Below are 19,817 nucleotides of genomic sequence, written 5' to 3'. Positions count from 1 at the left end.
CGTTCTGGGTGGATGGTGCGTTACTGGACCAGCGCGAACTTGCCGCCCTTGACCGCGTAGAGGAACAAGAAGGGCTTCTGCAGTTCGCCTGCCGGCGTGAAGGCGACGTGACCGACGAGGCCGTCAAAGTCGCTCTTGGCGATCTCGGTGACGATACCGGCGCGGGTGAGCGGGGTCGGCGCCTTCTTCATCGCCTCGATAATGATGGTGGCCTCGACATAGCCATAGGCCGAGTACGGGCCGGGATCCTCGCCGAAGGCGGCCTTGTAGTCAGTTGCGAACTTCTGCAGGGCGGGAGAGGAATCGTAGGGCGGGGCCTGGAAGGAGACGACGGTGCCTTCCGAAGCGGGCCCGGCGCCCGCGATGAAGTCCGGGGTGAAGGCGCTGTCGGCGGCGAAGAAGGTCGCTTTGATGCCGAGCTCGCGAGCCTGCTTAACGAACAGGCCGACCGCCGGCATCACGCCGCCGAAATAGACCACGTCCGGATTCTCGGCGCGGATGGAGGAAAGCAGGGCACTGAAATCGACGTCGGTCTGAGCGATGCCGGAGAAGGACGTGATCGTGCCGCCTCCCTTGGTGAAGTTCTCGCGAAACACTTCGGCGACGCCCTGGCCGAAGGCCTGCTTGTCGTGAACCACGGCGGCCTTCTTGGCGCCGAGCTTGGCCAGAGCGTAGTCGGCCGGGGCCGCGCCCTGCGACAGGTCGTTGGCGATGGGCCGGAAAAGGTTCTTGTAGCCGGCCTTGGTGACCTTAGGGTTCGAGGCGTTGGTCACCTGCGGCATGCCGCAGCGATTGTAGACATCGGATGACGGGATGGTCACGCCGCTGTTGAAATTGGCGACCACGGCGAGCATGCCGGCCTCGTCGCAATGCTTCTGCGCGATCAGCGTGCCCTGCTTAGGATCGCCGCCATCGTCATCGCGCACCAGGACCAGCTTCTGGCCGTGCACGCCGCCCGCCGCATTGGCTTGCCGAACGGCGAGTTCCATGCCGTTCTGCCAGGTGGTGCCGAAAAGCGCCTCGGCGTTGGTGGTCGGCCCCGCCGTGCCGATGAGAATATCGGCCCGGGCGGCTCCCGTCAGCGCGGCCACGGCAACGGCAGCGTAGAGTATGCTCTTGATACGCATGTCAGTTCCCTTCTCTCTGGGGTCCGTTCCGGACCGTTGCGCAGGGTGCCAACATGGGCCGGCAGCCTGGTCGTTAAGCGATGTCGCGCGCCTTTCCGAGCCGGCCTTCGGCCAGCGACATGATGAGGTTGCGCGAGACGCGCTGGATGTGCGCCCGTAGCGTGTCGACGGCCCGGCGGATGTCGCCGAGCCGGGCGAAGGCGATGAGAGCGCGGTGGTCGGACAGCTCGCGTTCCACGTCTTCCGCAACCGCGATCTGCAGGTTCACGTAACGGTTGGCGTTGTCATGCACGGTCCGCAGCAGCTTCAGCGCGATCAGATGGCCGCTGGGGCGATAGAGTGTTTCGTGGAAGCGCCAGTTCAGTTCGCCCCAGTTTTCCACGCTGCCGCTCGCCATGGCCTCGTCGGTGACGGCCTCGGCAAGGGCGAAATCCTCTTCCGTCAACCGCGGGATGGCCACCTCGAACAGCCAGGTTTCCATGCGCATGCGGATTTCGAACAGTTCCTCGATCTCCTCCAGCGACAGCGAGGACACGACCGTCCCCTTGTGCAGTTCCGATACGACGAGGCCCTCCGCCTCCAGCTGGCGGATCGCCTCCCGCAGCGGAACGCGGGAAACCCCCAGCTCACTGGCTAGCTTCTCCTGGCGCAGGGGTGCGCCTTCGGGCAGCTGGCCGACAATGATCTGTCGTCGCAATTCGGTGACGATTTGGTCCGTCAACGACTGGCGACCTATTTTCACAACCATCCGACTGGCTCCACATTGAATACGATATTCAATTGATCTGGATCAACAAGAACATTTAGTAGGCACTAATGCAGCAAACATGCCTATTTTTTCATCTTTTATTCTCCTTTCTGAGTGCCTAGGCTGAATATTGTATTCAATCATAACCCGGCGAGCGGAGCAGTCACATGTCGGAACAGGCGGGCCAATCAGCTCAGGCAGACGCGACCTCTCATCTCGGCGATGTGCTCGTGAAACAGCCGGGCGAGGAAGTCAGCTACTGGCAGCCAGTACCGGCCAATGGCCATATCGACGTGATCTTCGCCCCGCATCTCGTACCGATGGAATTTCCCATAGGTTTCGGAACCCAGACCGTCCCGCCGGGTGGCTATGTGCGCGAGCATGCCCATGACCGGAATGAGGAAGTGATCTTCGTGATCCGTGGCAAGGGTCGTGCCGTGGTCGACGGCGAGAGCCATGTGATGCAGCCGGGCTCCGCCTTCTTCATCGGCCGCAACCGGCGCCACATGTTTATCAACGAAGGTACCGAGGACATCCTCTGGACCTGGCTGATCGTGCCGAACGGGCTGGAGGACTTCTTCCGCCTGATCGGCCGTCCCCGCCAGCCGGGCGAACCGACGCCCGAGCCGTTTCCGCGGCCTGAAAACGTGCTGCAGATCGAGCGCGACACCGTGTTCGCAGCGCAGCCGGACGACCAGCGCCAGCCTTGAGCCGGCGCCGCGTGCGCTCGTGCCCTTCCCGACGATCGAGGAATCCATGCGTCTCAAAGACAAGGTCGCCATCATCACTGGCTCTGCCGCCGGCATCGGTGAATCGGCGGCAGAACTGTTCGTGCGGGAAGGTGCCCGCGTCCTCCTGGCGGACCGTAACGGCGAGGGGGTCGCGCAGGTCGCCGAACGCCTCGGTCCCAATGCCGCCGCCATCGCCGTCGACGTCAGCCGCAGTGACGAGGTGAAGCGCATGGTGGAGTGCGCCGTGGAGCGATTCGGCCGGCTCGACATCCTCGCCAACAATGCTGGCTACGGCATCCCCGGTACGGTTGTAAATACCGAGGAGGACGCCTGGGATGCACTTATGGCGGTCAACCTCAAGGGCGTCTTCCTGTGCTGCAAGCATGCGATCCCTGTCATGGCGGCGCAGGGCGGCGGCACTATCGTCAACACCGCTTCCAACGTCGCCACCGTCGGCATCTTCGACCGCGCGGCCTATGTCGCCTCCAAGGGCGGCGTCGCCGCGCTCACCAAGGCAATGGCGCTCGACCATGCCGAGCAGAACATCCGGGTGAACTGCGTGGCGCCCGGCGTCACCTGGTCGAGCTATTTCGACAGGATGGTCGCCGGCCATCCCGACCCCGAGAGCTTCAAGGCCAAGCTCAAGGCGCGCTCGCCGATCAATCGCTGGGCGCAGCCGGTGGAGATTGCCAACGCCATCCTCTGGCTCGCCTCGGATGAAGCCTCCTTCGCCACCGGTGCCATGTTCACCGTCGATGGCGGCATGTCGGCCTGGTGAGGTGATGGGCGCGGCGCGGGACATCGCTCTCATCGGTTTCGGTGCCATCGGCCAGGCGCTGGCCGCCGACCTAGGCCGCGACCCAGCCTATCGCCTTTCGGTGCTGACGCATGACGGAACGAAGGTTTCCTCCCCCATCTGCGCCTTGTCCGATGTCGAGGCGCTGATCGCCGCCCGGCCGGCGCTGGTCGTCGAGGCGGCCGGCCAGGGCGCCGTAGCGCAATATGGCCCCCAGCTGCTGAGCGCCGGCATCAGCCTCGTCATCGCCTCCACCGGCGCGCTGGCCGATGATGCGTTGCTGCAGCGGCTTGTCGGCGCCGCGCAGGCAAGCGGCGCCCGGCTCATCGTCCCGGCCGGCGCCATTGGCGGGCTCGACTATCTAACCGCGGTGGCGGGCGTCAAGGGCACGACGGTGCGCTATATCTCCCGCAAGCCGCCGGCAGCGTGGAGCACCGAGCTCGCGGCGCTCGGCCACGCGCCGGAGCGCCTTGCCTCGGCGGTCGTCCTGTTCGAGGGAACCGCGGGGGAAGCGGCGCGCCGCTACCCGCGTAACCTCAATGCCGGGCTCGCGGTGGCGCTGGCCGCCGGCCCGGCACGGGTGAGCGTGCAGGTGATCGCCGACCCGGCCGTCAGCGCCAACACGCACGAGATCGAGGTCAAGAGCCCGGCGGGCAGCGCCACGCTGAGCTTTTCCAATCGGCCCTCACCCGACAATCCCAAGACCTCCGCCGTCACCGCGCTGAGCCTCGCCCAGGCGGTGCGGCGCCACTTCGCTTCCCTGGTCATCTGAGAGAGCCGCCCGCCATGTCGCGCATTCTCGTCATCGGCGCCGGCATTGTCGGCCTCTCCTGTGCCCGGGCGCTACGCGCGGAGGGCCACGAGGTGAGCGTGCTGGACCGCGATCCGGCAGGGGACAAGTGCTCATTCGGGAACGCCGCCGGCATCGGGGTCACCGAGATAATTCCTGCTTCCGTTCCTGGCCTCGCCCGGAAGGTGCCCGGCTGGCTGGCCGATCCGCTGGGTCCGCTATCGATGCGCCCCGGCCACTTCCCCAAGCTGGTGCCCTGGCTGCTGCGCTTCCTGAAGGAGGGGCGTTGGGATCGCGTGGAGGCGATTGCCGCCTCGCTCGCCACCTTGTCGGCCCGCACCTATGACGATCTTCTGCCGTTGCTCGTCGAGCTTGACCTCATGGGCGACCTGCACCGCGTCGGCGCGCTGTGGGTGTACGAGACGCGCGCGGGTTTTGAGGCGGACAGACGCTTCCATGACCTGCGCCGCCGGCACGGCCTCGTTTGCGACGAGATGGACGGCGCCGCCGCACAAGCTCTGGAGCCGGCGCTGGCGAGCACGATCCGCCACGCCATCATGACCCCGCAATGGTCACATGTCGCCGATCCCAAACGCATCGTCGATCGCCTGCGCACCCATCTTGAGGCGCGCGGCGTAGCGATGCTCCAGGGCGAGGTTGCCGGTATCGCCGGGCGCGACGTGCAAACACAGGACGGCCGGCGCCTCGCCTTCGAGCGGCTGGTGATCGCCGCCGGTGCCTGGTCCGGCCGACTCGCCCGGCAGATCGGCGACCGGGCGCTGATCGAGAGCGAGCGCGGCTACAACACTACGCTTCCTACCCCGGGCGTATCCCTCACGCGCGAGGTGATCTTCGCCGAGCGTGCCTTCGTCGCCACGCCGATCGAGGCGGGGCTGCGCATTGGCGGCGCGGCGGAATTCGCCGGACTGGAGGCCGCGCCGAACTATGCGCGCTCCGACGCGCTCGCTCAGCTGGGCCGCCGCTTCCTGCCGGGACTGAACATCGAGGGCGGCACGCGCTGGATGGGGCATCGCCCGACCACGGCGGATTCGCTGCCGGTCATCGGCCGCTCGCCGCGGCGTGACGATGTTTTCTATGCCTTCGGCCACGGCCATACCGGGCTCACCTTCGGTCCGACGACGGGGCGGCTGATCGCTGAATTGGTTGGCGGCCGTCCGCCCGCCGTGGACGTCGCTCCCTTTGCCATCCAACGCTTCAACTGAAACGCGGAGCCCGCGATGAACCCGCACACCTTTCTCTGCGTCGACGCCCATACCTGCGGCAACCCGGTGCGCGTGGTGGCCGGCGGCGCGCCGCTGCTGCCCAACGTGTCAATGGCGGAGAAACGGCAGATCTTCCTGCGTGACCATGATTGGGTGCGCAGGGCGCTGATGTTTGAGCCGCGCGGCCACGACGTGATGTCCGGCTCGATCCTCTATCCGCCCTCGCGGGACGATTGCGACCTGGGCGTACTGTTCATCGAGGTCTCGGGCTGCCTGCCGATGTGCGGTCACGGCACCATCGGCACCGTCACCGTCGCGCTCGAACAGGGCTTCGTGGTGCCGAAGGTAGAGGGCCGGCTGGCGCTGGAAGTACCCGCCGGGCGGGTGGAGGTCGAATACACACGCAACGGCCGTTTTATCGATCAGGTCCGGCTGTTCAACATTGCTAGCTACCTGCATGCCGAGGGGGTGAAGGTCGACGTTCCGGGAATCGGCGAACTCGTCGTTGATGTGTCCTATGGCGGCAATTTCTACGCCATCGTCGAGCCCCAGAAGAACTGGGCCGGTCTCGACGGCATGAAGGCCGAGGACATCCTCAGATTGAGCCCGGCGGTCCGCGCGGCTGTGCAGGCAGCGGTGGCCCCGGTGCATCCGGAGGACCCGCGCATCAATGGCGTCAGCCACGTCATGTGGGCGGACGGGCCCAGGCACGCCGAGGCTGACGGCCGCAACGCGGTGTTCTATGGCGACAAGGGCATCGACCGCTCGCCCTGCGGCACCGGTACCTCCTCGCGCATGGCCCAGCGTGTGGCGAAGGGCCTTTTGAATGTTGGTGACTCGTTCGTGCATGAGAGCGTCATCGGTACGCTGTTCCATGGGCGGGTGGAGAGCGCCGCCGAGGTCGCAGGCCGTCCGGCCATCCGCCCCAGCATTGGCGGCTGGGCCCGCGTCTACGGCCACAACACCATCACCGTGGACGAGCGCGACCCGCTGGCTTTCGGCTTCCAGTTGGCGTGAGGCAGCGATGATCCTCGAAGAGCGCGACTACCACATCGTGCCGGGCCGGATGGGCGATTTCCTCAATGCCTATGAGACGCTCGGCCTCGACATCCAGAAGCGTTTTCTCGGCACGTTCATTGGCCATTTCGTCACCGAGATCGGCGAACTGAACCATGTTGTCGCGCTGTGGCGCTATGACAGCATGGCTGATCGCGAGGCGCGCCGGGCGCTGATGCTCGCCCATCCCCCATGGCTGGACTATCTCGCTGCCATCAAGGGCATGATCCAGAGCCAGCAGACGCGCATACTCGCCCCCACCGCGCTCTCGCCTATGCGCTGACCGAGGCCGCTGATGACCGCGCCGCTCCCCTCCCACGACCAACTGGTTCCACCGACGCTTCAGCCGGGCGGGGAACTCGTTGCCGCGGGGCGCGCGCTGGCACGGGACTGGACGGTCGGCCGTAACGCCTTCCTCAACGCGCAGGGCGTCGCCAGCGAAGCCGAATACAAGCGTCGCGAGGCACTAGCCGGACGCGTCATGCAGCACGCCCATATCGGCTTCCGCAGCGTGGAGCGCACCGTCGCCGCGATCGCCGAAGTTCACGCCGCCTGCGCCCGGCACGGCGCTCGGGTGGACCGCTTCGGCATCACCCTCGATATGTCGATGGGCTACCCGCCGCACATGCGGAAGGGCAGCCGACGCGGCACCGGCATCGTGCTGGAAGGGGCAGAGAGCTTCGCCTGCATCACCAACGCCGCGCCCGCCGCCGCGCATTTCGGCGACTTCATGCTGGGTCTGCCGGGGGCACTGGAAAACACCAAGGGCGCTCTGGCCGCCGGCGCCACCGCCATCGGCAATCTCGGCCAGTACTTTACCTTCCGCCTCCCGGATTGGGACGACGATGTTGCCACCACCCACGCCACCGTCACCGCGCTTGGCCTTATCGCCGTGCAGCCGGTCGAGGTGCTGGTGCATTCCAATCTCGACGATGGATTCGCAGGACTGTTCGCCGATATGAGTTCGGCGCTGGGCATGGTGCTGGTGGAAAAGCACATCGTCGAGACGCTGATCGGCGCTCGGCTGTCGCACTGCTTCGGCCACCACTTCACCGCGCCGCTTGTGCGCATGGCGTTCCATGCCGCGCTGGCACAGGTGACCGACACGCCGGGCACCATGATCTTCGGCAACACGGTGAGCTACAAATCCACGCCCGCCGGCAATTATGCCAGCCTGGCGAGCTACCTTCAGGCCGACATCTGGGCGCTCGGACGCCGGCCGACAGGCCACGCGGTCAATCCGGTGCCGGTGACCGAGAATGAGCGCATCCCCGATATTGACGAGATCATCGACGCGCAGCTCTTCGCCCATCGCCTCGCCGCGCACGCCGCCGGTTCTGCGTCGCTGATCGACCGCGCCCCGATCGACGCGCTGGCCGATCGGCTGGTGGAGGGCGGACGGCTGTTCGCCTCGCGGGTGCTGGCTGGCCTCGCGGAAGCCGGCATCGACACCGTCGATCCAGCGCAGATGATGCTCGCCCTGCGCCGCATCGGCCCTAAGCGGCTGGAAGCCGCCTTCGGCGCCGGCGTGCCGGAGGCGACGGCGTGGAGCGGGCGCCGCCCGGTGGTGCAGGCCGAATGGGTGGACGAACTGGAGCACGCCGCCCGTAACTGGGCCGGCCGGGTGCCCGTTGAAGCCGCCTCGCGCATCGCCGCGCGCGGCTTCACCGCCTGCGTCGCTTCCAGCGACGTGCATGAGCACGGCAAGAACCTCGTTGAGCGCACCCTCGGCCATCTGGGCATCGCGACGGTCGACGGCGGCACCTCGGTCGATGCCGACGACCTCGTCGCGGCCGCGCTGGCCGCCGGCGCGGACATCATTGCCATCAGCACCTATAATGGTATCGCACTGCGCTACGCCCGCGAGGTGACCCAAGCGCTCACTCGCGCCGGAGCCAGCATCCCGGTCTGCATCGGCGGGCGGCTCAACCAGGTTCCCGAGGACTCGAATTCGGGTCTGCCGATCGACGTCACCGCCGACATCGCCGCTCTTGGGGTCGTGCCCTGCCTCACCCCCATCGCACTGATCGATCACCTCACTGCACTCATCGACCAACCCGCCGCTACCCGTTCTGTCTTCCGAAAGGACACGCGATGACCCGCTGGACCGGAGTCTTTCCTGCCGTCACCACCAAGCTCAAGGAGGACGAAAGCCTTGATCTCGCGGCCACTCAGGCCAGCATCGACCGCCTGATCAAAAACGGCGTGTCCGGTGTCATCGTGCTGCCGATGCTGGGAGAAAACGCTTCGCTCACCGCCGCGGAGCGCGAAAGCGTCATACTCGCCGCCAAGGAAGTGGTAGCGGGCCGGGTGCCGCTGCTCTCGGGGCTCGCCCATGTCGGCATGACGGAGGCTCTGGCCTCCGCTCGCCATTATGAGAAACTGGGGGCGCAGGGGCTGATGGCCTTCCCGTCTATCGCCTACAAGAGCGATCCGCGCGAGACGGCGGCCTGGTACCGCACGCTCGGCACGGGCTGCGGCCTGCCAATCATGATCTATAACAACCCGATCGCCTACGGTGTCGACGTCACGCCGGCCATCCTCAACGACCTCGCCGATGTGAAGAACATCGTCTGCGTGAAGGAGGAGACCGGTAATATCCGCCGCGTGACTGACCTCTATAATGAATGCGGCGACCGCTTCTCGGTGTTCTGCGGCGTCGACGACCTGCTGCTGGAGAGCGCGGCACTCGGCGTCACCGGCTGGGTGTCGGGCATGACGAATGCCTGGCCGGCGGAGTGCGTCGAGCTATTCGAACTGTGCATGGCCGGCCGCTACGACGAGGCGCGCAGGCTCTACCGCATCCTCACCCCCGCCTTCCATCTCGATACCGACGTCAAGCTGGTGCAGTACATCAAGATGGCGGAGAAGGTCGTCTACGGCGCGCCGGAATGGGTGCGCGCGCCGCGCCTGCCGCTGATCGGCACGGAGCGCGAGCGGGTGCTCGGCGTGCTTGAGGCGACGGTCAGCGCACTCGCCGCTACCCCACGTTCGGCAAGCTGAGGAGAGCCCGATGCGTTTCAGCCGGATGATCACCGTTGTCGGGGCGCACGCTGCCGGCGAACTCAACGAGGTCATCACCGGGGGCGTGCGCGACGTGCCCGGCAAGACCATGTTCGAGAAGATGCAATATGTGCAGACGCATCGCGACGAGTTGCGCCGGTTTCTACTGAACGAGCCGCGCGGGCGGGTCTCGCAATGCGTCAATCTGGTTCTGCCGCCGACGACGCCAGAAGCCGATGCCGGCTTCGTCATCATTGAATCCGACTATTATGTGCCGATGTCCGGCACCAACACCATCTGCACCGTCACCGTGCTGCTGGAGACGGGTATCATTCCGATGCAGGAACCGGTCACCAATCTGGTGCTGGAAGCGCCCGCCGGGCTGGTGAAAGTCTCGGCGGAGTGTCGTGACGGCAAGTGCGTGAACGTGACATTCGACAACGTTCCCGGCTTTGCCTTCGCGCTGGACCGCGAGGTCGACGTGCCTGGGCTCGGCCGCATCACTGTAGATGTCGGCTATGGCGGCATGATCTACGCCATCGTCGACGCGGCCGCGCTCGGCTTCCGGCTTGAACTGAGGGAGGCGGCGCAACTCGTCGAAGTGGGCGAGCGCATCAAGGCGGCGGCTGCCGAGCAGATTCCCTGCGTGCACCCGGAAAACCCAGATATCCACACCATCAACCAGACCCTGTTCGCCGGGCCGCTGGAGCGAGATGACCAAGGTCTCGTCTCGAAGAATACGGTCATTGTCTCGCCGGGCCGGCACGATCGCTCACCTTGCGGGACCGGCACCTGCGCGCGGATGGCGGTGCTGCACGCCAAGGGACAGCTACAGGTGGGAGAGCGCTTTCTGCATCGCTCGCTCATCGGCACGGAGTTCGTCGGACGGTTGCGCGGCACCACTGAGCTCGGCGACCTGCCGGCCGTGCTGCCGACGATCACCGGGCCGGGCTGGATCACCGCCTTCCACCAATATGTGCTCGACCCGACGGACCCGTTTCCGGACGGCTTCCGGCTGGGCGATACCTGGCCGGGGTATACCGGCGAGCAGCCGATCTGAGGACGGGCCATGCCGCTGCTGACGACTTCGGACGGCTGCCGCGTGCATTACGAGGTGCGTGGCACGGGCGGCCCCGCCGTGGTGTTGATCCCGGGTCTCGGCGGTGACGGGCACTTCTGGGACCCGGTCGCAGAGCGGCTGGAAGCCCGCTTCCGGCTCCTGATTGTCGATCATCGCGGTGCCGGGCGCAGCGACCGGCCGGAGGGGCCGTATACGATCGGGCGTATCGCCCGCGACGTGCTGGAGATCATGGATGAAGAGCGCTGCGCGCGGGCGCATCTTGTCGGCCATTCCACCGGCGGCGCCGTCGTCCAGACTCTTGCCATCGACAGCCCCGAGAGAGCGGACCGCCTCGTCATCTCGGGCAGCTGGCCGGGCCCGGATGCACGGTTCCGAACCCTGTTTGAGGCGCGGCTCGCCCTTCTGGAGGCCGGCCGGCCGGACATTTATCAGGCCCTCACCCATGTTCTGGGCTATGATGCGGAATGGATCGCCGCCCATGGGGCGGAGCTCGACGCGGCAGTTCGGCGGGCGGGGCAGACACTGGCGCCGCTTTCGGTCGCGATCGCCCGCATACGCATGCTGCTGGCCTTCGACCGGGTGGCGGAACTCGGCGGCATACGGGCGCCAACGCTGATCCTGGGCGCGCGCGACGACGAGATGATCCTCTTCGCCCAGTCCGAGCGCATCGCCCGCTTCATCCCGGGCGCGATGCTCGCCGCGTTCGATGGGGGACATTTCTACCCGCGCACGCGGGCAGACCTCTTCGCCCAGCAGGTCGTGGGTTTTCTTGTGCCCGCTTAGCGCCTCCTGAACCAGATGACGGCGCGTCTCCGCGGAAAAGGGTCGATTGACCTCGATAGTCCGCGATGGATCGAAATATTTTTCGAGCCAATTTTCCTTTTGAATCAATACGTTGCATTTTGACGATCTCGAAAGCGGGCTTGGCCCTTCTGAGGTATAAAAATCTCATTTATTTCAACAGCTTACGTTGCATGTCCATCGACGAGTGGGAAGCACCTCGTTCAGAGATCATCATCCAATGCGTCATCGTGGACCTCGGCGGCGCGCTGCTTTGCTTAGGCGATTAAGTCTTTAGCGGATTCGCCGCGCACCCAAGCGTCGAGCACATCGGCCCAGCACTGAAGCATGATCTTCCGCTCGGCGAGGTAGCGGTTCACGTTGTAGACAGCGGCGATCCGGTTCCGGGGCGCATGGGCCAGACTCATCTCGATCCAGCGATCATCGAACTTGGCGCGATTCAGGCCCGTCGAGAATGTGCGGCGCAGGTCGTGAACACCAAAGGCCCGAAAATCCGGATGTTCCTCACGGATGCGCTCCACGACCGTATCGATCACACGGTTGAGCGTGGCGTTGCTGATCGGCGTGTCGCCATCTTAACGGCCGGGATGCAGGTATCGGCTGACGCCGAACATGGTGCGGAACGCCGTCGGAATATCGAGCGCCTGATCGCTCAGCGGGACGATATGCGCCTTGCCGGTCTTCATGCGCTCGGCCGGGATCGTCCAGCGCGCGGCGGCGAAGTCGATTTCCTTCCAGGTGGGGTCGATAAACTCCGACTTGCAAACGCCGGTCAGCAGGACGAACTTCACTGCTGAGCGCAGCGTGGGCGCCGCTGCCACATGATCCAGGGCCGTCAGGACCGCGCGGACCTCGGACGGCGACAGCGCACGCTCGCGCGGCTCGAAGGTGGCGATGGCGCTGGTGCGGATCGACTCGGCCGGATTGCTCATGTCCAGCCGGCTTCCCTGAGCATGGCGGAACACCAGCAACACGACCTCGCGGACATGCACGGCGACGGCCGGCCCGCGCTTCTCCTTGACCTCGTCGCACAGATGTTTGAGGCGTTGCGGCGTCACCTCCCCGAGCTTGAGCTTCGACAACTCTCCAGCGATGGCGCGATCATAGACGGATCGACGCATCGACAGGGTGCTGTCAGCCAGTTTCTCGGCCCCCGACTTGGGATCAGCTGTGTGCTTGAAATAGGCTTCCGCCCACCCGCCGAACGTGAAGGCTTCCGCTGACGCTGTGCGCTTTTCGACCTTGGCCTTCGACGGCGACTCGCCCCGCTCGACCTGACGCCGAGCCCGCGCCAGCAGCGACCTCGCTCGCCTCCGCAAGCGACACCTCCATTCCGAATTCCAGCGCATCGGGCGCCCGTGTCAGTTTGCGCGCCGCCTCGGCGCCAAAGCGGCCGATGGTCAACACCTCCTGCCGCCCATTCACCCTGTACTGACACCGGAACGAAATGACCCCGGTCGGCGTGACGGCCGCGTGCATCCCGTCGCGGTCCGTCACCTTGTAGAGCTTGGCCTTCGGCTTCAGATTTTTCAGTTCTTTATCAGTGAGTTCGCCCATAAATCCGCATCCGGTCGGGGGGCCAACGGATACCATCAACAGGCCTGTTGGTACCGGAAGCCCGTTTCTCGACCATTCTGCGCCATACAAACCTCGGCACCAACAAAGTGGTCCGGCTGGGGTGACATGCAGTGATGCGGGGTAGGTAGAAAAATCGTTGTTAGCCAGAGTGTTGGTGCGATTTTCGGCACGGCGCGGGACGGTCTGAAACCACCCTAGTTCACTCCCACTCGATGGTCCCCGGCGGCTTCGACGTTATGTCGTAGACCACCCGGTTGACGCCCTTTACCTCATTGACGATGCGGGTGGCGACGCGGCCGAGGAAGGCCATGTCGAAGGGGTAGAAATCCGCCGTCATGCCATCCACCGACGTCACGGCGCGCAGGCCGACCACATAGTCATAGGTGCGGTAATCGCCCATCACGCCCACGGTCTTCACCGGCAGGATCACCGCGAAGGCCTGCCAGATCTCGTCATAGAGACCACCGCGGCGGATTTCCTCGAGATAGATCTCGTCGGCGAGGCGCAGGATGTCGAGCTTCTCGCGGGTGATCTCGCCGGGGCAGCGGATGGCGAGGCCCGGCCCCGGGAAGGGGTGGCGGCCGACGAAGATGTCCGGCAGGCCGAGTTCGCGGCCGAGCGCGCGCACCTCGTCCTTGAACAGTTCGCGCAGCGGCTCGACCAGCTTCATGTTCATGCGCGCGGGCAGGCCGCCGACATTGTGGTGGCTCTTGATCGTCACCGAGGGACCGCCCGTGAAGCTCACGCTCTCGATCACATCGGGGTAGAGCGTGCCTTGGGCGAGGAACTGCGCGCCGCCGATCTTGCGGGCTTCTTCCTCGAACACGTCGATGAACAGCTTGCCGATGGTCTTGCGCTTCACCTCGGGGTCGGTGACGCCTTCCAGCGCGCCGAGGAACATCTCGGAGGCATCCACATGCACCAGCGGGATGTTGTAATAGTCGCGGAACAGGGTGACGACCTTCTCCGCCTCGCCGAGCCGCAACAGCCCGTGGTCGACGAACACACAGGTCAGCTGGTCGCCGATCGCCTCATGGATCAGCACCGCCGCCACAGAAGAATCGACCCCGCCCGACAGGCCGCAGATCACCTTTCCATCACCGACCTGCTCGCGGATGCGGCGGATCGATTCCTCGCGATAGGCCTTCATGCCCCAGTCGCCGCGCGCGCCGGAAATGGTGCGCACGAAATTGCGGATCAGCGCGGCGCCATGGGGCGTGTGCACCACTTCGGGGTGGAACATGGTGGTATAGATGCGCCGCGCCTCGTTCACCGCGATGGCGAAGGGCGCGTTCTCGGAGGTCGCCACCACCTCGAAGCCGTCCGGCAGGCGGGTGACGCGGTCGCCATGGCTCATCCACACGGGATAGCGGCTGCCGACCTCCCACACGCCTTCATACAGCGCGCTCGGCTTGTTGACGGTGACTTCGGCGCGGCCGAATTCGGCGGCATGCCCGCCTTCGACATCGCCGCCGAGTTGCAGCGCGCAGGTCTGCTGGCCATAGCAGATGGCGAAGATCGGCACGCCGGCGTCGAACGCCTCCTGCGGCGCGCGCGGGCTGCCCTCGTCGATGACAGAGGCCGGGCCGCCGGAGAAGATGATGCCGACGGGATGGAGCCGGCGCACCGCCTCGGCCGCGCTCTGGTAGGGCACGATTTCCGAATAGACGCCTTCCTCGCGAACGCGGCGAGCGATGAGCTGCGTCACCTGCGAGCCGAAATCGATGATGAGGATGGTGTCGTGATGGGCGGGGGCGTCGGTCTCGGTCATGATCGGCTCTATCGTCTCGCGGGCGGCGTTCTCGGGTTCGTTCATATCAGGGATCAGGCCTCGCGCACCAACAGGGCGATGAAGAAGCCATCGGTGCGGGTGCGGCGCGGCGTCAGCAGAAGCCCTTCCGGGCGCTCCAGCGAAGCCTCGCGCAGCGCGATTCCACGTTCGCCCAGCGCCAGCACGGCCTCGGCCGGCGGGATCGCGCGGAAGGCGGGGTGGCGGGCGGTGAAGGCGCGGATCTGGTCGACATTCTCCGCGTCGAGCAGCGAGCAGGTGATGTAGGCGAGGCGCCCGCCCGGCTTCACGAAACGGGCGGCCTCGTCGAGAATCTCCACCTGTTCCTTCACCCGCTCGGCCAGCGCGCCGGGGCGCATGCGCCATTTCGCATCCGGGTTGCGCCGCCAGGTGCCGGTGCCGGTGCAGGGCGCATCGACCAGCACGAGGTCCATGCGGGATTCGAGGTCCTTGAGCACGTCGACGCGGCCGGGGCCCCGCCCCTTGGGCGAGCGCACCTGCACATTATGCGCGCCGGCCCGCTGCACCCGCTCGTGGATCGGCGCGAGGCGGCGCAGGTCGTCGTCATAGGCATAGAGCTGGCCGACGCCGTCCATCAGCGCGGCAAGCGCGAGCGTCTTGCCCCCGCCCCCGGCGCACAGGTCCAGAACCTGCCCGCCGCGCGGCGGAGCGGCGAGGATGGCGGCGAGCTGCGAGCCCTCGTCCTGGATTTCCACCAGCCCCTTGATATAGGCCGGCTCGACCGTGAGCGGGGGCGCCTTGCCATCCGCCTCCAGCTCGAGGCGCAGCGCGAGCGGCGACCACTCGCCGACCGAGGGCGAGAGGTGGGAGAGCTGCGGCAGCGCCTTGTCGAGCGCGCCTTTCAGCGTGTTGACGCGCAAATCGAGCGGGGCGCGCTCGGCCAGCGCCTCGCCCTCCGCGACCCGCGCCTCGCCGAACACGGCGGCCAGCGCGGCATCGAGCCATTGCGGATAATCGCCGCGCACATGGGCGGGGGCGTCGTCGAGCGAGGCCGCGACAAGGTGCGCCCGCTCTTCCTCGCTCAGCGGCTCGGGGGCGAAACGCCCGCCGTCGCACAGGGCGGCGATGGCATCCACCTCCAGGCCGCGCCCGCGCCGCAGCATGCCGAGCAGCAGCGCGCGCGGGCTTTCCTCGCCTTCCGTGGCGCCCATGATCCAGCCGGCGGAAGCGCGGTGGCGCAGCGTGTCATAGACCAGCGAGGACAAGGCGGCCCTGTCGCCGGAGCCGGCGAAGCGGTGCGCGCGCCCCCAGTCCTTCAGCACGTCGGCCGCGGGACGGCGCTCGGCGAGAACGGTGCCGAGCACCTCGATGGCAGCGGATATGCGGGCGGAAGGTATCATGGGGTCCTCGTCACGGCAGCGCCGGCGATAGGAGAATGCCGAAGCCGAAGCGGATCCACAGGATCAGCAGCAGCACCACGCCGGCGGCGAAGGCAGGAAAGCGCAGGCGGATGTCGTTGCTGGTCACATGCACCAGCGCGTGGACGGCTCGGCTGATGACGAACAGCCAGGCGAGCAGCACCATCAGCCCGTCCGCCTGCCGCGTCACCAGCGCCAGCGCCATGACGACATAGAACAGCACCGGCAGCTCGAACTGGTTGCGGAAGCAGTTGCCCGCCTGCCGCACGCGGTCCGGCCACGCGGTGTCGTCCAGCACCGCCCGCTCCCGGTCCAGCTGGCCGGCGCGGATAACGGCAAAGCGCACGAATCCGAGCCGCGCCAGCACCACGAAGGTGAGCGCGACCTGAATGAGGACGGGAAGCAGAATGGCGGTGACGGTCACGGCGCCGGGCCTCCTTGTCGCGCGGACGGATCAGGACGACGGGCGGGGGCTCACGCCCCGCCCGGATAGTTCGGACTCTCGCGGGTGATGGTCACGTCGTGGACATGGCTCTCGCGCAGCGAGGCGCCGGAGATGCGCACGAACTGCGCCTTCTCGCGGAACTCCTCCAGCGTGCCGCCGCCGACATAGCCCATCGCGGCGCGCAGGCCGCCGGCCAGCTGGTGCAGCACGCCGCCCACCGGGCCCTTATAGGCCACCTGCCCCTCGATGCCTTCCGGCACGAGCTTGAGCGTGTCCTTCACCTCGGCCTGGAAATAGCGGTCGGCCGAGCCACGCGCCATGGCGCCCACCGAGCCCATGCCGCGATAGGACTTATAGGAGCGGCCCTGGTAGAGATAGACCTCGCCCGGGCTCTCGTCGGTGCCGGCGAGCAGCGAGCCGATCATCGCGCAATCGGCGCCGGCGGCCAGCGCCTTTGCGAGATCGCCCGAGAACTTGATGCCACCATCGGCGATCACCGGGATGTCGCTCTGGCGGGCCACTTCCACCGCGTCGAGGATGGCGGTGAGCTGGGGCACGCCGACGCCGGCGACGATGCGGGTGGTGCAGATGGAGCCCGGGCCGATGCCGACCTTCACCGCGTCCGCGCCGGCATCGATCAATGCCCGCGCGCCCTCGCCCGTGGCGATGTTGCCGGCCAGGATCTGCACCTTGTTGGAGAGCTGCTTGATGCGGCTCACCTGATCCAGCACCTTGCGCGAATGGCCGTGCGCGGTATCGACCACCACGAGGTCGACGCCGGCATCGACCAGCAGTTCTGCCCGGTGGAAGCCGTCATCGCCGACGCTGGTCGCCGCGCCGACGCGCAGGCGGCCCTGCTCATCCTTGGCCGCGTTGGGATTGGTGACAGCCTTTTCCATATCCTTGACGGTGATCAGGCCGACGCAGCGGCCCTCATCGTCCACTACCAGCAGCTTCTCGATGCGGAACTGGTGCAGCAGCCGCTTGGCTTCGGCCTGCTCCACGCCCTCGCGGACGGTGATGAGCTTGTCCTTGGTCATCAACTCGGAGATGGGCTGCGCCGGATTGGTGGCGAAACGCACGTCGCGGTTGGTGAGGATGCCGACCAGCTTGCCGGCGCGGCCATTGGGCCCGCGCTCGACCACCGGAATGCCGGAAATGCCGTGATTCTTCATCAGCGCTAGCGCGTCGGCCAGCGGCTGGTCCGGGTGGATCGTGACCGGGTTCACGATCATGCCCGACTCGAATTTCTTCACCATCCGCACATGCTCGGCCTGAACTTCCGGGTCGAGGTTGCGGTGGATCACGCCGAGGCCGCCCGCCTGCGCCATGGCGATAGCGAGCCGCCATTCGGTCACGGTGTCCATGGCCGAGGAAATGATCGGGATGTTCAGAAGAATGGAGCGCGTGACGCGCGAGCGGATATCCACCTGCCCCGGCATGACATCGGACAGGCCCGGCTTGAGGAGAACGTCGTCGAAGGTAAGCGCTTCCCGCGCGAGGCCGTCATGGACCGACATCGCCAACTCCCAGATCTGGGGCATGCGACGCGCCAAGCCGCGCCAGCCCGATGGATGGAATACGCAAAAGGGAGCGGAAAAAGCGTCATCCGCGCCCTTCGGGTTGGCGAGGGCTCATACCATGGCGCGGGACGCTTTCCTAGGCGCTTGCTCTGCCTGTGACGCAATGCGGATGCGCGTCCGCAAAAGGCCCCGCTCACCCTATCGTGAAAGCCCGCTCTCCCGGCGTCAGGCCTCGCCGAGCCGGCATTGGCGAGCTATATGCCACGTCACTCGACCTTTCCCGCGATCCGCCGGTTTTGCCCAGTGCGCCCTGAACGTCTCGTTCCCCTCATCGTCGCCTGCGCCCTGTTCATGGAACAGCTCGATTCGACCGTGATCGCCACCTCGCTGCCCGCCATCGCCATCGATCTCCACGAGGACCCGATCGCGCTCAAGCTGGCGCTGACCTCCTATCTGCTCAGCCTCGCGGTGTTCATCCCCGCCAGCGGCTGGTTCGCCGACCGGTTCGGCTCGCGCACCGTGTTCCGCGCGGCCATCGTCATCTTCACGTTCGGCTCGCTGCTCTGCGGGCTGGCCTCCTCGCTGCCGGACTTCGTCATCTACCGCATCATCCAGGGCATGGGCGGGGCGATGATGGTGCCGGTCGGCCGGCTGGTGATCCTTCGCACCGTGCCCAAGCAGGACCTCGTCTCGGCGCTGGCCTGGCTCACCGTGCCAGCGCTGATCGGCCCCGTGCTCGGCCCGCCGCTCGGCGGTTTCATCACCACCTATTTCGACTGGCGCTACATCTTCTTCCTCAACATTCCGATCGGGCTGATCGGCGTGCTGCTGGCCAGCCGCTTCATTCCCGATATCCGCGAGGACGACCTGCCGCCGTTCGACCTGCATGGCATGGTGCTGTCCGGCATCGGCCTCGCCGGCCTGGTCTTCGGTTTCGCGCTGCTGGGCCAGCACGCGGTGCAGCCGTGGATCGCGCTGGTGGTGGTCGTGGTGGGCGCGGTGGCGATGTTCTTCTATGTGCGCCATGCCCGGCACACCGACCGGCCGATCCTCGACCTGACGCTGCTGCGCATCCCCACCTTCTTCGCCGGCGTGGTGGGCGCCTCGCTGTTCCGCGTCGGCATCGGCGCCCTGCCCTTCCTGCTGCCGCTCATGCTGCAGCTGGGCTTCGGCCTCTCGCCCTTCGCCTCGGGCATGATCACCTTCGCCTCCGCCGCCGGGGCGATGACCATGAAGTTCACCGCCGCCCCGATCATCCGCGCCTTCGGCTTCCGCCGCGTGCTGATCGTGAACTGCTTCATCGCCTCGGCCTGCATCGCGGTCATTGCCGTGTTCCGGCCGGACATGTCGCATCTGGCGCTGATCATCGCGCTGCTGGTCGGCGGCTATTTCCGCTCGCTGCAGTTCACCAGCACCAACGCGCTGTCTTATGCCGACATTTCCAGCGAGGCGATGAGCCGGGCCACCAGCTTCGCCAGCGTCGCGCAACAGGTGTCGATCTCGACCGGCGTCGCGGTGGCGGCACTGGTGCTGGACAGCATGCGCAGCCTGCGCGGCGACGGGACGATCCACCTGTTCGACTTCAGCGTGGCCTTCGTCGTGGTGGCGATGATCGCGGTATGCTCGGTGTTCTTCTTCGTCCGCCTGCCCAAGGATGCCGGCGCCGCGCTGTCCGGCCGGCCGCGCCGCGCCGTGACGCCGGCCGAGGCGCCGGGCGAGATGGGCAGCGCGGCCTGAACCGCGCCGC

The 19,817-nt window shown here is 66.6% G+C and carries 18 protein-coding genes and 1 pseudogene; 11 read left to right on the top strand and 8 right to left on the bottom strand.

Annotated features, from left to right (window positions below):
- Positions 1-20 precede the first annotated feature (20 nt).
- Together FHS55_RS03680 and FHS55_RS03675 are read right to left on the bottom strand one after the other, a co-directional pair.
- The gene (locus tag FHS55_RS03680; protein WP_183188288.1) at positions 21-1,127 is read right to left on the bottom strand and encodes a branched-chain amino acid ABC transporter substrate-binding protein; all 1,107 of its coding nucleotides are present in this window, start codon (positions 1,125-1,127) and stop codon (positions 21-23) included.
- 73 nt (positions 1,128-1,200) lie between these two features.
- Entirely contained in the window at positions 1,201-1,848 is a 648-nt protein-coding gene (locus tag FHS55_RS03675; RefSeq protein ID WP_246339792.1) for a GntR family transcriptional regulator, read from the bottom strand.
- Between the two features lie 194 nt (positions 1,849-2,042).
- Here FHS55_RS03675 and FHS55_RS03670 point away from each other — a divergent pair, with 194 nt between their 5' ends.
- The 10 genes from FHS55_RS03670 to FHS55_RS03625 are packed head-to-tail and all read left to right on the top strand — an operon-like array spanning position 2,043 to position 11,338.
- Entirely contained in the window at positions 2,043-2,585 is a 543-nt protein-coding gene (locus FHS55_RS03670) for a cupin domain-containing protein (protein WP_183188286.1), read from the top strand.
- 46 nt (positions 2,586-2,631) lie between these two features.
- Entirely contained in the window at positions 2,632-3,384 is a 753-nt protein-coding gene (locus tag FHS55_RS03665) for an SDR family oxidoreductase (protein ID WP_183188285.1), read from the top strand.
- Positions 3,385-3,388: 4 nt separating this feature from the next.
- Complete coding sequence (locus FHS55_RS03660; RefSeq protein ID WP_183188284.1) at positions 3,389-4,174, top strand: aspartate dehydrogenase; 786 nt, start codon at positions 3,389-3,391, stop codon at positions 4,172-4,174.
- Positions 4,175-4,188: 14 nt separating this feature from the next.
- Positions 4,189-5,415: an NAD(P)/FAD-dependent oxidoreductase gene (locus FHS55_RS03655; protein ID WP_183188283.1), complete on the top strand. Its 1,227-nt coding sequence runs from the start codon at positions 4,189-4,191 to the stop codon at positions 5,413-5,415.
- 15 nt (positions 5,416-5,430) lie between these two features.
- Positions 5,431-6,432, top strand: coding sequence for a 4-hydroxyproline epimerase (locus FHS55_RS03650; protein ID WP_183188282.1), 1,002 nt, complete (start codon positions 5,431-5,433; stop codon positions 6,430-6,432).
- A 7-nt stretch (positions 6,433-6,439) separates the two neighbouring features.
- Positions 6,440-6,754, top strand: coding sequence for an NIPSNAP family protein (locus tag FHS55_RS03645; RefSeq protein WP_183188281.1), 315 nt, complete (start codon positions 6,440-6,442; stop codon positions 6,752-6,754).
- A 12-nt stretch (positions 6,755-6,766) separates the two neighbouring features.
- Entirely contained in the window at positions 6,767-8,569 is a 1,803-nt protein-coding gene (locus tag FHS55_RS03640; protein ID WP_183188280.1) for a cobalamin-dependent protein, read from the top strand.
- Positions 8,566-9,474 (top strand): dihydrodipicolinate synthase family protein, encoded by a 909-nt coding sequence (locus FHS55_RS03635; RefSeq protein WP_183188279.1) that lies wholly within the window; start codon positions 8,566-8,568, stop codon positions 9,472-9,474. Before FHS55_RS03640 ends, FHS55_RS03635 begins: the two co-directional genes overlap by 4 nt.
- Before the next feature lie 10 nt (positions 9,475-9,484).
- Complete coding sequence (locus FHS55_RS03630) at positions 9,485-10,534, top strand: proline racemase family protein (RefSeq protein WP_183188278.1); 1,050 nt, start codon at positions 9,485-9,487, stop codon at positions 10,532-10,534.
- A 9-nt stretch (positions 10,535-10,543) separates the two neighbouring features.
- Positions 10,544-11,338: an alpha/beta fold hydrolase gene (locus FHS55_RS03625; RefSeq protein ID WP_183188277.1), complete on the top strand. Its 795-nt coding sequence runs from the start codon at positions 10,544-10,546 to the stop codon at positions 11,336-11,338.
- Positions 11,339-11,613: 275 nt separating this feature from the next.
- Here FHS55_RS03625 and FHS55_RS23335 read toward each other — a convergent pair.
- From FHS55_RS23335 to guaB, 6 genes and pseudogenes are all read right to left on the bottom strand, one after another.
- Positions 11,614-12,288: pseudogene (locus FHS55_RS23335) on the bottom strand (tyrosine-type recombinase/integrase).
- 232 nt (positions 12,289-12,520) lie between these two features.
- Positions 12,521-12,913, bottom strand: a complete 393-nt coding sequence (locus FHS55_RS23225) for an Arm DNA-binding domain-containing protein (RefSeq protein ID WP_246339791.1) — start codon at positions 12,911-12,913, stop codon at positions 12,521-12,523.
- A gap of 220 nt (positions 12,914-13,133) precedes the next feature.
- Complete coding sequence (guaA, locus tag FHS55_RS03615) at positions 13,134-14,705, bottom strand: glutamine-hydrolyzing GMP synthase (RefSeq protein ID WP_183188633.1); 1,572 nt, start codon at positions 14,703-14,705, stop codon at positions 13,134-13,136.
- Positions 14,706-14,758: 53 nt separating this feature from the next.
- Positions 14,759-16,084, bottom strand: a complete 1,326-nt coding sequence (locus tag FHS55_RS03610) for an RsmB/NOP family class I SAM-dependent RNA methyltransferase (RefSeq protein ID WP_183188276.1) — start codon at positions 16,082-16,084, stop codon at positions 14,759-14,761.
- Between the two features lie 10 nt (positions 16,085-16,094).
- On the bottom strand, positions 16,095-16,526 hold the full coding sequence (locus FHS55_RS03605; protein WP_183188275.1) for an MAPEG family protein: 432 nt from the start codon (positions 16,524-16,526) through the stop codon (positions 16,095-16,097).
- 50 nt (positions 16,527-16,576) lie between these two features.
- Positions 16,577-18,067, bottom strand: coding sequence for an IMP dehydrogenase (gene guaB / locus FHS55_RS03600; protein ID WP_183188632.1), 1,491 nt, complete (start codon positions 18,065-18,067; stop codon positions 16,577-16,579).
- Between the two features lie 306 nt (positions 18,068-18,373).
- On the opposite strand from guaB, the gene FHS55_RS03595 reads away from it, so the two are divergent.
- Positions 18,374-19,807: a DHA2 family efflux MFS transporter permease subunit gene (locus FHS55_RS03595; protein ID WP_183188274.1), complete on the top strand. Its 1,434-nt coding sequence runs from the start codon at positions 18,374-18,376 to the stop codon at positions 19,805-19,807.
- Positions 19,808-19,817: the final 10 nt, after the last annotated feature.

The sequence above is a fragment of the Ancylobacter tetraedralis genome (genome assembly GCF_014195655.1).
Classification (GTDB): Bacteria; Pseudomonadota; Alphaproteobacteria; order Rhizobiales; family Xanthobacteraceae; genus Ancylobacter; species Ancylobacter tetraedralis.
The sequence above is the reverse complement of the archived record's forward strand: the minus strand, read 5'-3'. Positions and strand labels throughout refer to the sequence as shown.

What these genes read in the sequence shown, in the direction of transcription:
- FHS55_RS03680 (WP_183188288.1), bottom strand. Translation starts at nt 1,127, where the DNA reads ATGCGTATCAAGAGCATACTCTACGCTGCCGTTGCCGTGGCCGCGCTG.
- FHS55_RS03670 (WP_183188286.1), top strand. Translation starts at nt 2,043, where the DNA reads ATGTCGGAACAGGCGGGCCAATCAGCTCAGGCAGACGCGACCTCTCAT.
- FHS55_RS03665 (WP_183188285.1), top strand. Translation starts at nt 2,632, where the DNA reads ATGCGTCTCAAAGACAAGGTCGCCATCATCACTGGCTCTGCCGCCGGC.
- FHS55_RS03660 (WP_183188284.1), top strand. Translation starts at nt 3,389, where the DNA reads ATGGGCGCGGCGCGGGACATCGCTCTCATCGGTTTCGGTGCCATCGGC.
- FHS55_RS03655 (WP_183188283.1), top strand. Translation starts at nt 4,189, where the DNA reads ATGTCGCGCATTCTCGTCATCGGCGCCGGCATTGTCGGCCTCTCCTGT.
- FHS55_RS03650 (WP_183188282.1), top strand. Translation starts at nt 5,431, where the DNA reads ATGAACCCGCACACCTTTCTCTGCGTCGACGCCCATACCTGCGGCAAC.
- FHS55_RS03645 (WP_183188281.1), top strand. Translation starts at nt 6,440, where the DNA reads ATGATCCTCGAAGAGCGCGACTACCACATCGTGCCGGGCCGGATGGGC.
- FHS55_RS03640 (WP_183188280.1), top strand. Translation starts at nt 6,767, where the DNA reads ATGACCGCGCCGCTCCCCTCCCACGACCAACTGGTTCCACCGACGCTT.
- FHS55_RS03635 (WP_183188279.1), top strand. Translation starts at nt 8,566, where the DNA reads ATGACCCGCTGGACCGGAGTCTTTCCTGCCGTCACCACCAAGCTCAAG.
- FHS55_RS03630 (WP_183188278.1), top strand. Translation starts at nt 9,485, where the DNA reads ATGCGTTTCAGCCGGATGATCACCGTTGTCGGGGCGCACGCTGCCGGC.
- FHS55_RS03625 (WP_183188277.1), top strand. Translation starts at nt 10,544, where the DNA reads ATGCCGCTGCTGACGACTTCGGACGGCTGCCGCGTGCATTACGAGGTG.
- FHS55_RS23225 (WP_246339791.1), bottom strand. Translation starts at nt 12,913, where the DNA reads ATGGGCGAACTCACTGATAAAGAACTGAAAAATCTGAAGCCGAAGGCC.
- guaA (WP_183188633.1), bottom strand. Translation starts at nt 14,705, where the DNA reads ATGACCGAGACCGACGCCCCCGCCCATCACGACACCATCCTCATCATC.
- FHS55_RS03610 (WP_183188276.1), bottom strand. Translation starts at nt 16,084, where the DNA reads ATGATACCTTCCGCCCGCATATCCGCTGCCATCGAGGTGCTCGGCACC.
- guaB (WP_183188632.1), bottom strand. Translation starts at nt 18,067, where the DNA reads ATGTCGGTCCATGACGGCCTCGCGCGGGAAGCGCTTACCTTCGACGAC.